11 protein-coding genes and 1 other annotated feature are annotated in these 13,638 nt (G+C 43.1%); of the genes, 7 read left to right on the plus strand and 4 right to left on the minus strand.

Going from position 1 to position 13,638, the window contains the following annotated elements:
* The first annotated feature begins 101 nt into the window (after positions 1 to 101).
* The 5 genes from ACFORK_RS08800 to ACFORK_RS08820 all read left to right on the plus strand — a co-directional run bounded on the left by ACFORK_RS08800 (position 102) and on the right by ACFORK_RS08820 (position 8,151).
* Positions 102 to 3,197: a sacsin N-terminal ATP-binding-like domain-containing protein gene (locus ACFORK_RS08800; protein WP_379197770.1), complete on the plus strand. Its 3,096-nt coding sequence runs from the start codon at positions 102 to 104 to the stop codon at positions 3,195 to 3,197.
* A gap of 10 nt (positions 3,198 to 3,207) precedes the next feature.
* Positions 3,208 to 4,044, plus strand: coding sequence for a TIR domain-containing protein (locus tag ACFORK_RS08805; protein ID WP_379197772.1), 837 nt, complete (start codon positions 3,208 to 3,210; stop codon positions 4,042 to 4,044).
* 487 nt (positions 4,045 to 4,531) lie between these two features.
* Positions 4,532 to 4,735 (plus strand): hypothetical protein, encoded by a 204-nt coding sequence (locus ACFORK_RS08810; RefSeq protein WP_379197774.1) that lies wholly within the window; start codon positions 4,532 to 4,534, stop codon positions 4,733 to 4,735.
* Positions 4,736 to 4,836: 101 nt separating this feature from the next.
* Complete coding sequence (locus ACFORK_RS08815) at positions 4,837 to 5,040, plus strand: hypothetical protein (RefSeq protein ID WP_379197776.1); 204 nt, start codon at positions 4,837 to 4,839, stop codon at positions 5,038 to 5,040.
* Between the two features lie 1,029 nt (positions 5,041 to 6,069).
* Positions 6,070 to 8,151, plus strand: a complete 2,082-nt coding sequence (locus ACFORK_RS08820; protein ID WP_379197778.1) for a penicillin-binding transpeptidase domain-containing protein — start codon at positions 6,070 to 6,072, stop codon at positions 8,149 to 8,151.
* Between the two features lie 154 nt (positions 8,152 to 8,305).
* On the opposite strand, the gene ACFORK_RS08825 is transcribed toward ACFORK_RS08820, so the two are convergent.
* The 4 genes from ACFORK_RS08825 to ACFORK_RS08840 all read right to left on the minus strand — a co-directional run bounded on the left by ACFORK_RS08825 (position 8,306) and on the right by ACFORK_RS08840 (position 11,602).
* On the minus strand, positions 8,306 to 8,683 hold the full coding sequence (locus tag ACFORK_RS08825; RefSeq protein WP_379197780.1) for a hypothetical protein: 378 nt from the start codon (positions 8,681 to 8,683) through the stop codon (positions 8,306 to 8,308).
* A 5-nt stretch (positions 8,684 to 8,688) separates the two neighbouring features.
* The gene (locus ACFORK_RS08830) at positions 8,689 to 9,333 is read right to left on the minus strand and encodes a PadR family transcriptional regulator (protein ID WP_379197782.1); all 645 of its coding nucleotides are present in this window, start codon (positions 9,331 to 9,333) and stop codon (positions 8,689 to 8,691) included.
* Between the two features lie 154 nt (positions 9,334 to 9,487).
* Positions 9,488 to 10,483 (minus strand): tryptophan--tRNA ligase, encoded by a 996-nt coding sequence (trpS, locus tag ACFORK_RS08835; protein ID WP_379197784.1) that lies wholly within the window; start codon positions 10,481 to 10,483, stop codon positions 9,488 to 9,490.
* A 103-nt stretch (positions 10,484 to 10,586) separates the two neighbouring features.
* Positions 10,587 to 10,848: a binding site (T-box leader), on the minus strand.
* A gap of 52 nt (positions 10,849 to 10,900) precedes the next feature.
* Positions 10,901 to 11,602: an NADPH-dependent F420 reductase gene (locus ACFORK_RS08840; RefSeq protein ID WP_379197786.1), complete on the minus strand. Its 702-nt coding sequence runs from the start codon at positions 11,600 to 11,602 to the stop codon at positions 10,901 to 10,903.
* A 101-nt stretch (positions 11,603 to 11,703) separates the two neighbouring features.
* Between ACFORK_RS08840 and ACFORK_RS08845 the strand changes: the two genes are divergently transcribed.
* Entirely contained in the window at positions 11,704 to 12,294 is a 591-nt protein-coding gene (locus ACFORK_RS08845; protein WP_379197788.1) for a TetR/AcrR family transcriptional regulator, read from the plus strand.
* A gap of 91 nt (positions 12,295 to 12,385) precedes the next feature.
* On the plus strand, positions 12,386 to 13,546 hold the full coding sequence (locus ACFORK_RS08850; RefSeq protein ID WP_379197790.1) for an MFS transporter: 1,161 nt from the start codon (positions 12,386 to 12,388) through the stop codon (positions 13,544 to 13,546).
* Positions 13,547 to 13,638: the final 92 nt, after the last annotated feature.

A 13,638-nucleotide genomic window follows, 5' to 3' on the forward strand; every position in this document is an offset into this window, starting at 1 on the left:
TAAATATTAATAGCAGAACGGAAAGTAAGTAGATCAAATCTGCTGTTTTTTAGAAATCATTCAAGAATACTGATTTACTTAATGAGAGTGGGGAAAATTATATGTCCTATAATTCTAAAATTAAGCATTCTAAAGAAAAAGTATATAGTCATGCCATTGCAACAAAGATTCTAGACTTGATGGATAAATTGAGATTTGATGAAAATGAGGATTCTTCAAGACGCTGGATATGGGAATTATTACAGAATGCAAAGGATGTAGCCCATGATAACAGCAAGCTTAAAGTTCAAATTGATTTTAAAGAAGAATTCGGAGACAAAATTGTTGAATTTAAACATAGGGGGAAACCATTTACAACTGATAATGTAACCTTTTTAATAGAACAAGTCTCTACAAAAGAAAGGTCAACTCAGGAAAATGTAAAGAAAAAAACAACAGGAAAATTTGGCACAGGTTTTCTAACGACACACTTGCTTTCCGAAAAAGTTGAAATTGAGGGTATCTTAAAGGAAGTGGATGAACCCTATAGAAAATTTAAGATACAACTTGATCGTAGCGGTACTAATATTCACGAAATTATCAGCTCAGTAAATAACTCACACCGTTCACTTGAAGGGATTGATCTACAACCTCCATTTGATGGTTACTCACCGAATGAATATAATACTGTGTTTAGGTATGTTTTGGACGAGAATGGTGAGCAAGTAGCAAAGAAAGGGATTAATGACCTTCATACTGCCTTAACCTACACACTAATCTTTTTACCCGAGATAGAATCCGTGAAAATAGTCGATGAGAATGTTGATTATGAGTTATCACCAGATATCCGTGAATTAACTGATAATATTAATGTTTACAAAGTGGTCAAAACCATGAATGGGGATAAAGCCGAGACTTTGATTGTGGTTTTAAACGAAAACGATGTTTCTATAGCTGTCGAGATTGAATTTATTAATGATAGAATATTTCTAAAAGAGTTTAATCCATTAATTCCAAGACTATTTTGTGATTTTCCTTTAGTCGGTACTGAAGATTTTTCATTTCCTGTTATTGTTAACAGTGCGAACTTTAATCCAAATGAACCGAGGAATGGAATATATCTTACTGATCGTTCTGGGGGAAAGATCGAGGAGAATAAATCTATAATACTCAAAGCTGTTAAACTCTACAGTGTTCTGTTGGAACATGCCTCAAGAGAGAACTGGGGAAATATTCATATTCTTGCAAAGATTCCGACACAGAATGAAAAATCGTGGATTTCTAAGGAATGGTTTAACAATGAAGTGATTCAACCTATTAAAACAAAAATACTGAATACTCCAATAGTAGATACTGAAGATAATAAAAGAATTACTATTCTTCGTGGGGATGGAACAGCAAATGTATGGTTTCCATCAGCTTCTTCTGAAGATTTAAGAAAAAAAATTTGGGATCTAGCATATCAATGGATTCCGTCGATGTTGCCACGGAAGGCTCATGTTGATTTGTGGAATGAGCTTTCTTGGCTTGAAATAAGTAAGCTTACATCGAATGTGATATCTAACTCGATCCAAAAGAGACTTGATTTGGCAAGTTTGGAGAAAATGCTTGTTAAAGGAATTAGCCCAATCGATTGGCTAAATTCTTATTATGAGATATTAAATTTAGATCAGTCTTGTTTGAATGATGTGAATAACGATGTGTTTTCAGTTATCCCTAACCAGAAAGGGATATTTAAGAAAAAGTCAGAACTAAATATTGATGATAATATAGAGGAAGAACTAAAGAATGTAATGGAACTTCTAGGAATTGATACTCGGGACTACTTAATAAAATGTAAAATATATACTGGCCAACTCAAGTATAAGGTTAAACGGCAAGAAGACATGATAGAAGAAATAAACAAGATCATTAGAGAGGGTAAACGCGAAAAGATCTCAAAAGCATGCAACTATTTGGTGACTTTATTTTCAGATGCGGTCGATTTTCCAGAAAAAAGAGAATTGATCTATCAATTTTGTAAGGCAGTCTATCCAAATGAGATAAACGAAAAGAAAAAAATATATAAGTGGTCTGAAAGTATCTGGAAAGAAGTCGATAAAAAACAAATCGGTTGGATCGCACAGGTGATATCGAGAACAGAGAGCGTTCCAGCATTAACCGTACATTTAAAATTGGAAAATGATCTTCAGACTCTAAATTGGTTAGATGGGTTTATTTCATATGTAAAGAACAATTATGTTGATTTTTTAAACGATAGTTCTAATCCTATTCTTCCTAATCAAAAGGGTGAATTTATCACAATAGTCGATTTGTATTTAGATGCTGGTGGAATTGATGAGATCTTAAAAAAAATTTCTGCTGAATTAGGTTATGATTTCCGAAAAGAACTGCTTGACTTAAATATTTTCTTCGATATATTACCAGATACCAGAGTTAAGAATGAACAGGATATAGCAGATCAAATATCTACCATGTTAATAAAAAGATTAAACGAATTTCCTAGAAATCCGGATACCAAACTATTATTTAGAAAATTATATATATGGTTTAACGAAAATAAAGAAAAGGCTAAAAAGATGTTTCCTGAAATTCATAAAAACAAACATAAGCTAATAGATGATGAAGAGATTGCTGATAATATGGATAAAGCCGAAAAGTTCGATAAAATATTGGGGAAATATGGGCTTAAGGATGAGGGAGCTTTAGACAAACTATTAGCTCAATCTAAAGTAGAAAGTAATTTAATCGATGAAAAGCATAGAATAACAGAGGAACTTCTAATTCAATCTGGAATATTCTCGGATGAAGGATTGGAAAAAGCATTTGAGAACAGCTCATTCGCTGATAATTTCATCCATACATCTGATAGGGATGCTATAAAATATAACTATGTTCAAAAAATATTAAATAGATCAAAAGATCGAATTATTGAATACTTAAAAACCAAAAAAGAATATAATTTAGATAATATCATCCCAATCGATAAAACGATTTTTTTGATATCGAAAAATGACGAGGAAATATATCTTATAACCAGACCGTCGGATTATGGCCAAATAATAATTTATTATGACACAGAAAGAGATGTACTTGATTATGAAAAAGATTGGGAGATATGGGTTGAAAATGGAGAGGATGATCCTGAAAAGATAACATTTGGAAAAATACTAAAAACGACTGGTATAAATAAAATCCCACTAAGAAAAATTCGATAGGTGCTGAAAAATGTCCTTAGCAATCGATATTGAAGAAATACTAACAAATAAAAGTAATACCAATCTTATCTGTAGAGAATTTCAATTAAAACCTAGTGCTATTGCAACATATATATGTGCCTTGGCAAATACAGAAACTGGTTATATTATTATTGGTGCTACGTATGAGGATCAAAAATTTCATTTGAATGGAATTAGCCCAACATTTAATTTTCAAAATATAGTTGATAATGCCCTGAAGTTATTATCGTTTAAACCTGATATCAATTACGAGGTTCTAATTAATAAAAATAAACACTTATTTGTGATTAAGGTTCAAAAAACCGAGATAAGCATTTTGGTTAATAATAGAAAATATATGTTGGAAGGTTCTGAAATAATAAAATGTAAAGAGGAGATAATATTGGATACTACAAAAGTTTTTATTGTACATGGTCATGATAATGAGGCTAAATATACAACAGCACGATTTGTTGAGAAGTTAGGTTTAGAAGCGATTATTTTACATGAACAGGCGAGTAAAGGAAAGACAATTATTGAAAAAATTGAAGAGCATTCCAATGTTGGATTCGCAATTGTTTTATATACCTCATGTGATGTTGGAAAGTCTAAAGATGAGCAAGATTTAAAATCAAGGGCAAGGCAAAATGTTGTTTTCGAGCATGGATACCTCATTGGAAAAATAGGGCGAGAAAATGTATGTGCATTAGTGAAGGGACAAATTGAAAAACCTAATGATATCTCAGGTGTTGTATATATTGATATGGATACTCATGGTGCATGGACCATAGCCTTAGCTAGAGAAATGAAGAGTGTAGGCTATCAAATTGATATGAATAAGATTTAAATGAGTTTTAAAAGTAGTTAGACAGTTTCTAAACCCAAAATAGAGGCTTGAGTTATCTCTGCCGATTGAAAATAGGTACATTTTCAGTGAAGAAGCAAATTTAACTCCTGACCTTCATTTTGCTAACATTTTTGCTAACATGGCTGCATATCCAAATCTCTGAACGCAGAGTGTATGGAACACAAAAAAAGCCTTTAACCCGCATGGCTAGAGGCTTTATACTCGATCTTCCCGTAGTGTAGAAAAGGGACTAAGAGGGCTACTTCAAGACTTAAAATCCTGAGGTAGGTGACTACCGTACCGGTTCGATCCCGGTTCTCGGCCCCCTTGATTTATAAGGGTTTACGAATGTAGCCTTTAAAAAAGCTTCCGTCAAAAGCTAAAGATTCTGTGTATCTAGGAATTACATTCCAACACACAGGACCAAGACGATAATACTCCTTTTCAGTGCTTGTCTAATCACAAGTTCTGGAGAGGAGTTTTTATTATGGTTAGAAATACAAAAATTAAGAACACCAAGGCAGTATTTTGGACAGAGACATTGACGCAATTTTTATTTTGGAAGAAAGCACAGGGTGTCAGTGAACAAACAGGGAAGGATTATGAGCAGCATGTGATGCTCTTCTTCAAGCGGTACAGAAACTCGTTTGAGACAATGGATTATCTTAAAACAACCTGTTTGAATATCTAGAACTATAAGGTATTAAGCCATGCACCTATAACAATCACCTAGTGTATTTGAGGACGTTTCTAAATTGGTGCGTAGAACAAGAGTTGATTGACTCTAATCCTGTGAAATCACTTAAGAAACGTAAAGATGAAGGACGAGATGTAAATATAGATCAGGATATAATAATGAAGTTGCTCACAATTCCCAATAAGGATACTTTTGTTGGACTGCGGGATTTTGCTCTAATTCTCTTGACCTTGGATACTGGTATTAGACCAAAAGAAGAGTTGGCGCTTTCAATTCCAGACTTTAACGCACAATCTTAAGAGATCTATATAACCTTTGAAATGGCAAAAACAAGAGTCTCCAGAACATTACCGATTTCAGTGCCAACCATCAAGGCTATTGTTATTTTTAACAAAATGGAATATGAGGAACCCCCTTATGTCAAAAGCTCTAAAAACAATCATGACTTTTTGTCGCATCCCTGGCATGAAAGAGGCTTTAGCGCAGCCCAATGCCTTCCATACTGAATATTACTGCGATTGGACGGAAATACGTGACTCTTTTTGGTAGTTCGACCCTGTCCCAAAAACTGTAAGCATTCGTATTGTGCACAACCCCATGCTGGCTTAGCGTTCCTCAGCTGAATGAACACTTATAGAGAAATGGAGACTTCACACCAATGCTCCAATTGTCTATTACATGGAGCCTAGGTTCCCGAAATAGCGTAGTGACATTATATTCTCAAAAATGGTTGATGTTACCTTTATATACATTGTACAATGTGTAACGAGACTGGTGTTCATTATGGCGATCATTTATCAAACTAATCTGCTAAAAACCGAGGCTTCTACCGATCACCCGCTTTTAGCGCAGTTTCTATAGCGCAGCCTACCCGTTAGAAACAAATCGGACAGGCCATCGGCGTTGCAACTGACCTCAAGACTTGTTTCTCTGACACCTACAGGAAGATCTTGTCCATATCCTATTATCTGATTCTAGCAGGAAACAACTCACTCAGCCGTTTTTCTCGTGGATAGCGCATGCCAATTCACCCCTCTGTAGCAGATATTCCTTCTTAGCGAAGCAGCAAGCTGTTCCAGTCGATTGAAGAGGCTCAGAGTATGGCCTTTATCGAAAGACAGGGGAATCCAACGAAATGGAATACTGGGCATTTGCTATATATGCTGACGGTAGTCGTTTTTGCTCTCGTGGCTGTCCTCTTGTTTTGGCGTTACGTCCATATCTATGAATTGAACTTAAATATATGTTTGTGGGGTTTGCTTATGGTGAAGAGAATAAAACTTCGCACGTTGTTAATAGGAGGGTGTATTACCCTTTTTTTTCTTGCTTTGCTCGGCAGAGTATTCTGGATTCAAGTGTTGGACCGGGATTTCTGGCAAGCCAGGGCCGCAGAGCAATGGGCCCATACCTCGGTGATTAAAGCGGTGCGTGGCACGATCGAGGACCGCAACGGCAAGGTGCTGGCTAGCGATATGCCAGCCTACACGGTAGTGGTCAATCCGGCTGCGATTGCCACACTCGGCATCGGGAAAGAAGTTATCACCGGTCTGCATAAACTGCTCGGGAAGCCTGAGGATGAGCTTAAGGCGCTCGTGGAAGCTAAAGACGAGAACGGAAAGTATCTGAAGAACCGGGAGATTCGTAATGAAGGCTGGAAAATAGACCGGGAGCTACGTGACAAGGTCGATGAGTTCATTGAGAAACTGAAGGATGAACATGACACTCCAGAGACTGGCGTCGGCCTGATTAGGGAGCAGAAGCGCTATTATCCGCAACAAGCACTGGCTGCACACATTTTGGGCTATACAGACCGCGACGGCAATGCGGTGATGGGGTTCGAAAAGTATTTTGACAAGCAGCTTAAGGGTGCGGATGGCAAGCTATTCTACCAGAGCGACGGCAAAGGCATTAAGCTGCCTAACTCGGAGGATACTTACCAGCCGGTGGTCAATGGAAGTGATTTTAAGCTGACGATTGATAGCACAATCCAGTATTTTATCGAACAGGCAATGCATAAGGCCTATAAAGAATATAAGCCCAAGAGTATCACGGTAATTGCCGCGGATCCGAGCACCATGGAAATATTGGGACTGGCGAATATGCCGACCTTTAACCCAAATGAGTTCTGGAATTATGCCTCCGATCCCGGGGTATTCTTCAACCATGCCATCAAAACAAGATTTGAACCAGGCTCTACGTTCAAGATTGTACCGCTTGCCGGAGCAGTGGAAGAGAAATTGTTCGATCCGAATGCAACCTTCATGTCCGGTTCGATCCGCATTAAGGGGTACGGCAAGCCGCTGTTTGACCAGAAGAGAAGCGGCTATGGCGAAATCTCCTTCCTCGAGGGTGTTAAGCGTTCAAGTAACGTGGCCTTTGTCAAGCTTGGCTATCAAATGCTCGGCCCGAAAAGGCTGCTGAAATACGTGAATGATTTCGGATTTAACGAACTTACCGGTATTGATCTGCCGGGCGAAATCAGTGGAATCGTCAATCCGACACCAAACAATGCTTCGGAGAACGCGACGATCGCATACGGGCACGGCAAAGTACTTGTTACTCCGATTCAACAGCTTACCGCCATCTCGGCCATCGCGAACGGCGGCAAACTGATGGTGCCGCACGTGGTCAAGAAGACCACGGATCTCAATACCGGCAAGACTATCGTAACCCAGTCGCAGGTGGTACGTCAGGTTATTTCCGAGGAAAGTGCCAGAGAAACCAGCAGCTATCTGGAGCAGGTCGTTGCAGATCTGGACCATGGAACCGGCCGTCGTGCGTACATTGAAGGCTATAGGGTAGCAGGCAAGACCGGTACGGCGATTAAACCTGACGGTAAGGGCGGGTATGACCGTAACAAGGTGCACTCGTCCTTTCTCGGATTCGCACCGGCTAATAATCCGAAGATTGTGGTCTATGTCGGCATTGACGAGCCTGCTAATGCTGCTGGTGGTGGTGCTGCGGCGGGACCGGTGTTTAAAGAGATCGTATCCGAGGTATTGTCTTATATGGGTGTGCCAAAAGTTACAACGGGCGACGGAGACAGTGTTTCCATGTCCGTCAAGAATGCACATTCCGCGCAGCGCTCTACACCCGATCTTACTGGAAAAATGGTGCAGGTGGCCAGAAAATCACTGATTGATCAGGGCTTTGACTTTGAAACGGTCGGAGGTGGAAGCAACGTGGTCAGCCAGTATCCAGAGGCGGGCACTCTACTTGCTTCGGGACAGCGGATCTATCTGTTAAGTCAGCAGGGCGACCAGGCATCCATTCCTGACCTCCGGGGACAGTCGCTGCGTGATGCGCTGGAGGTGCTCAATCTGCTGAAGGTCAAGATTTCGTCGAAGGCGAAGGGTATATCACCGAGCAGACAGAATCAACATGGCACTCCAAAAGGATTGTACAGCTGAAGCTTAGCCCGATGGGTGCATACGGCGAGGATATTTCGGTATCTACGACGGAAGAGGAAGATACGGATACCAAGGAAAGAGAAGGGTAGTCGGCAGCTAAGAAAAAGGAGTCCCAGCAGCCTATTAAAAGGCTATTGGGACTCCTTTTGAATCTTTAGTGTGAACCGAACCATTCTTTGGCTTCAGTCTTATTGAGTCTCCATACAACGAGGATGGGCAGGATGATGCCTACAAGAAATCCTAAGTTGTGCCAGACAAAATATTCAACGATTCTAAGCACGATTAATATAGAGGCAAGCAGGACTGCATTCTGGCGGCGGGAAGGTGCAGGATATCCCAGGCGGCTAGCTACCCACAAGGCTACAATTCCAAAAATGATCATCACGGCTGCAAGGACAACCTTCATGGTCTGCTGGCTGCCGATGGAGTAAAAACCGTTGAATAGATTCACTACCGCAGCGAGATATAAAAGGATCTGAGTCAACATCACTGCCGATGGTTTCTTGCTTCCTGTGCGTACATTGCTTGACATAAGGATCACTCCTCTTTTGAGATAGAATCTGTGTGAGTTGCTGCTGTTAATACGGCTTCGGCCTGGTCACACCAGGCTAAGGCGGTTCGGGCGAATTCCATCCCGTATTGCTTCAGTAGCAAGGGAACGGTCAACGGAGACGTGTCTTCAGATGATTCCCAGCTTGCTCCCGGCTGTACCTCCTGAATGGTATTCAGGAACCATTGAAAGCTATCACGCCGTTCCTTGATCAGGTTTAGCAGCAGTTCAGGATCTTCCTGACTGGCGAACAATAATTTAACCAGATTCTCGTCCCTGATGTGTAAATGGGCAGAGGAAGTGGACAACCAGGCCCGCAGTGCTGCGCGGCCTTTTTCGGTTAGCTGCCACCGCTGGCGGGATCTGGGGCCTTCGACTCCGTTGAAAGGCTGAATCAGTTCTTGCTTCTCTAGTACTTTCAATTGAGGATATAACTGCCCGTCACTGATGCCCCAGAAGAACCCTGCGGATCGCTTGGCTGCTTCACGAATTTCGTAACCGCTGCGTGGTTGCAGAGAGAGAAAACCTAGGATCGTCCATGCGGTTGGCGTCTGCTCCATATGCGCCGGTTCTGGCGTCATTACTGGCTGCACAGGTGCTTGTTCACCATTGGCAGAAAGGTCATTATTCATCTATTAGTTCACCTCGCTTAATACCTCTGGCAGAGATATAATCGCATGAAAAAATGAAATTGTCAATTTTCATCATTTTTATAATTCCTGATTAGAGCTGCATTATGCAACAAAAAGGAGGAGCCCAAGGCACCTCCTTTTTGTAACAGGCGATTTATTTACCTTTAAAATAGTTCATACCCATCGCCTCGCGCACCTCAAGCATCGTTTCTTTGGCGGTCAGGCGTGCTGTCTCCGTGCCTGATATCATGATCTCATCTACACGCTTGGGATGATTCTGGTAGGTTACACGCCGCTCCCGCATCGGCTCCAGCAGGTCATTGATGGCAGTGAAAATCTTTCTTTTACACTCTGAGCAACCCATTTGCCCTTTAGTACAGTCTTCATGAATTTCCTGCGCCCCTTGTGGGCGAAAGGCCTGATGATAAGTGTAGATTGGACAGATGTCAGGATGACCGGGGTCGGATTTGCGGATACGGGCGGGGTCCGTAGTCGCTTTTTGAAGCTGCAGGCTGATTTCCTCCGGTGTGGAGTCCAGATAGATGGCATTTCCAAGACTTTTGCTCATTTTGCTGTTTCCATCCAGACCGACGAGACGAGGGATCTCCCCCACAAGGGCTTTAGGTTCGATTAACACGGGCTTATACAACTGGTTGAAGCGGCGGACGATTTTGCGGGACTGCTCAATATGGGGCAGCTGGTCTTCACCCACCGGCACCAATGATGCTTTGCAAAAGGCAATATCTGCGGTCTGACTCACTGGATACCCCAGGAATCCGTAATACATATCCTGAAAGCCGCGCTCTGATGCCTCTGCCTTGATTGTAGGGTTATGGCGCAAAGCGTTCACCGTTACGAACATGGAGAAATAAGCTGTCAATTCTGCAATCTCTGGAATCAAGGACTGTACCACAATGGTAGCTTTCTCAGGCTCAATTCCCGCTGCCAAATAGTCCATGGCCACTTGACGCAGGTTCCGCTGAATTAGCTCCGGCTGTTCGAAATGGGTCGTGAGGGCCTGCACATCCGCAAGCAGTAAAAAGGTGTCATATTGATGCTGTAAATCTACCCGGTTCTTCAGACTTCCGACGTAATGTCCAAGATGGAGCTTCCCTGTAATCCGGTCTCCAGTTAATATACGTTCTTTCATGAATAATCCTCCTCAATAATAGGTTTTTGCAACAGGAATTCGGGAACCACCAACCATCGTCCATGGACATCACCTCCTTTAAAAAATACAAAAAACCCCGTCCGTAAAGGACGAGGTTATCGTGGTACCACCTTTTTAACCGCTACCAAGCGGTTCACTAAAAGTACAGGAAGACGCCATAAATAGGCGGTCTTGCGATACTCCTCTCTTGGTAACGGGGAGAGACTCCCGGCAGCGCCTACTTAAGGTTTCAGCGTAGCGACTCAGAAGCCCATTCGGCATCAGGTGAGGATCGGTTCACAGCGACCACCGACTCTCTGGACCTCAACATCTGATGCGTACTTACTCTTCGTCAACATCGTTCATCCGTTTCACATTTCTGTTATTATAATCCATCTTATGTTGAAAATCTAGATCTCAGGCTTTATAATCTTCAATTCGTTCAGGACTGGCTTCGGCCAGGGCCTGGCGCAGACTGTCCGCACCATGCTCCCGGTAGCTCGGTGTACCCGGCTGCTGACGCCAGGACTCGTCCAGTCCGCCAGCATCTATAGCGTCAAAGCCTAGCTCTTCGACAAGTTGAAGCACAATTGTCTTGGCAGCGGGATCATCCCCGGCAACTGGCAAGGCAATGCGGTTGGGTGAACCAGCAGGCACGCCGCGTTCAAGCAGATTAGCAGCGGTAATCCCATTGAACACTTTGTTGATGGGGCGTTTCAAGTGCTGCTCGACCCAGCGACTCTCCGGCAAGCCAGCCTCGATCTCCGCAATGAGGCCGTCACGCTGACGGGGATAATAATTACCGGTGTCAATAATGACAGCGTCTGGTGCAGTGTGATCGAAGAGACCCTCGGGAAGATCAGGAATGTTCTTTTGCGGAATCGTGACAATGACCAACTGGGCTCCACGGGCAACTTCCGTAACATCTTGAGGCGTGGCACCGGTCTCTGCGGCGAGTTCTGTTAAGGTGTGAGGAGCGCGAGAATTGGCAATTGAGACTTCATGTCCTAGCTTGGTAAGACGACGGGCAAGATTTCCACCGATATTTCCGGCTCCAATAATTGCAATTTTCATATATTCCGACTTCCTCTCCCGATATAATGTGGTATTGCAATTCAACTGTAGCAGAGAACTTAGAGACTGTAAACAACTTCTTGACTGATCGTTACAAATTATCTATACTGTGATTTATCTTTACATAGAGAGGGGGGCAGATTACCATGACCAAAGGCGGGAGACCGCGAGAGTTTAAAGACACGGCTGTAATTGATGCTGCCATGGAAGCCTTTTGGATACACGGATACGAAGGGTGCTCCACTGAGGATTTGTGCAAACAGACAGGCCTTGGCAAAGGCAGCTTGTATAATGCGTTTGGCAGCAAACATGAATTATACTCACAGGCACTTCAGCGGTATCATGAGCAGGGTATACGGGAGCAGGGTGAGATTTTAAAGCGTCCAGTGTCATTGAAAGACAGGCTCCGTGGGCTGTTGGAGTGGGCCATTGAGGAGGACTTTTCTGAATCGGAGCGAAGAGGGTGTTTTTTGATCAACGCTGCGATGGAACGGGCAGGGAGCGACCCCATGGTGGAACAGGTGGCAACGCGGCATATCGCTTACCTGGAAGAGGCATTTTATTTGTTAATGGAGCAGGGCATTGCGACCGGCGAGATCACATCAGGGAGAGATGCGAAGGAACTGGGAAGCGTGTTTCTTAGCAGCTATTACGGACTGCGCGTACTTAACAGTTCTGCACAGAATCGTGTTTTGGCCAACACCATTGTCGAAGGCACATTGGCAGCCATTTATTAGCCGGATATCCGGCGCTTTTTTTTGCGCTAGAATTGTACCGATCATTACAATACTTAGATTTTACAATATATTATGAAAAGAGGAGATTAAATTGCCATTTGCCATCTATGTGCTTAGTTTGGCTATCTTTTGTATGACCACCTCAGAATTTATGGTAGCGGGAATGATGAATACACTTGCTGTAGAATTCGGAGTAACCGTATCAGCGGTGGGATATCTTATTACCGCCTTTTCCGCAGGGATGGTTGTGGGTGGCCCATTGCTCACCGCAGCTTTGCTGAACACAGCGAGGAAAAAAGCGTTTATAACCCTAATAGCCGTCTTTTTTGTCGGTCAACTGCTTGGCGCAATGGCCGGGAGCTATGAGCTGATGATGGTCTCACGTATCATAACTGGCATTGCTTCCTCGGCTGCATTTGGTGTGTCGATCTCTATCTCCGCTTCGCTGGTGGAGGAGAATCGGCGTGGACGTGCGGTGTCGATTATCTTCGGCGGCCTTATGATTGCCACTGTTCTCGGTACACCTGCTGCGACATGGGCCGCAGATGCTTATGGCTGGCGCTTCAGTTTTTGGGCTGTCGCTGTAATTGTCCTGTTGTCAGGAATTACCGCGCTGCGCATGGTTCCGGTATTGCCAAAGCCCGAACCTACCAGTCTGCGTCATGAGATGAAGTCTTTTCGCAATCGTAGTCTTTGGGCAGCATATCTCACCAGTTTTCTAATTATAGGAGCGACATTTGCAGCGTTCAGCTATTTCGCGCCTATTTTCACTGAGTTGACAGGCTTTTCTGCTGCATCGGTTCCACTGCTCTTTGTCGTTTATGGAGCTGCGACTGTAGTTGGGAATTTAATTACGGGTAGGCTGGCTGATCGATATATGATGTCACTGCTGACCATAGGTCTGGTTCTTCTGTCGGTAGCGCTCCTGATTTTTGCTATAGGTGTACATGAGCCTGCTGTAGTCATTCCGGCTGTTATCGTCATCGGACTGGCTGGGGTTCCTATGAACCCGCCTATGGTAACAAGAGTTATACGAGCGGGAGGAAGTGGTCTTATGGTTAACACCATACATACCGCGATCGTCACTTTTGGTGTAGTGGTAGGATCGTCGGTTGGGGGGCTGGCGATCAGTGCTGGCTATGGCCTGGTCGCACCGCTCTGGGTAGGTCTTATCCTCGCCCTGGCGGGTGTAATTTCCTTGCTGCCATTTTTGCCCGGAGTCTCTCGCAGTAAGGGTACAGAGATAAATTAATCCTTTGCAAGCTATGCTAAGGTCACTGATTTAGTTTTAAAAAGGGGATCCCACGACATGGAGTGAACTCCATGGGATAAGATACAGAAGAA

The organism is Paenibacillus sp. GCM10012306 (assembly GCF_042649265.1).
Classification (GTDB): Bacteria; Bacillota; Bacilli; order Paenibacillales; family Paenibacillaceae; genus Paenibacillus_AQ.

What these genes read in the sequence shown, in the direction of transcription:
- ACFORK_RS08800 (WP_379197770.1), top strand. Translation starts at nt 102, where the DNA reads ATGTCCTATAATTCTAAAATTAAGCATTCTAAAGAAAAAGTATATAGT.
- ACFORK_RS08805 (WP_379197772.1), top strand. Translation starts at nt 3,208, where the DNA reads ATGTCCTTAGCAATCGATATTGAAGAAATACTAACAAATAAAAGTAAT.
- ACFORK_RS08810 (WP_379197774.1), top strand. Translation starts at nt 4,532, where the DNA reads ATGGTTAGAAATACAAAAATTAAGAACACCAAGGCAGTATTTTGGACA.
- ACFORK_RS08825 (WP_379197780.1), bottom strand. Translation starts at nt 8,683, where the DNA reads ATGTCAAGCAATGTACGCACAGGAAGCAAGAAACCATCGGCAGTGATG.
- ACFORK_RS08830 (WP_379197782.1), bottom strand. Translation starts at nt 9,333, where the DNA reads ATGAATAATGACCTTTCTGCCAATGGTGAACAAGCACCTGTGCAGCCA.
- trpS (WP_379197784.1), bottom strand. Translation starts at nt 10,483, where the DNA reads ATGAAAGAACGTATATTAACTGGAGACCGGATTACAGGGAAGCTCCAT.
- ACFORK_RS08845 (WP_379197788.1), top strand. Translation starts at nt 11,704, where the DNA reads ATGACCAAAGGCGGGAGACCGCGAGAGTTTAAAGACACGGCTGTAATT.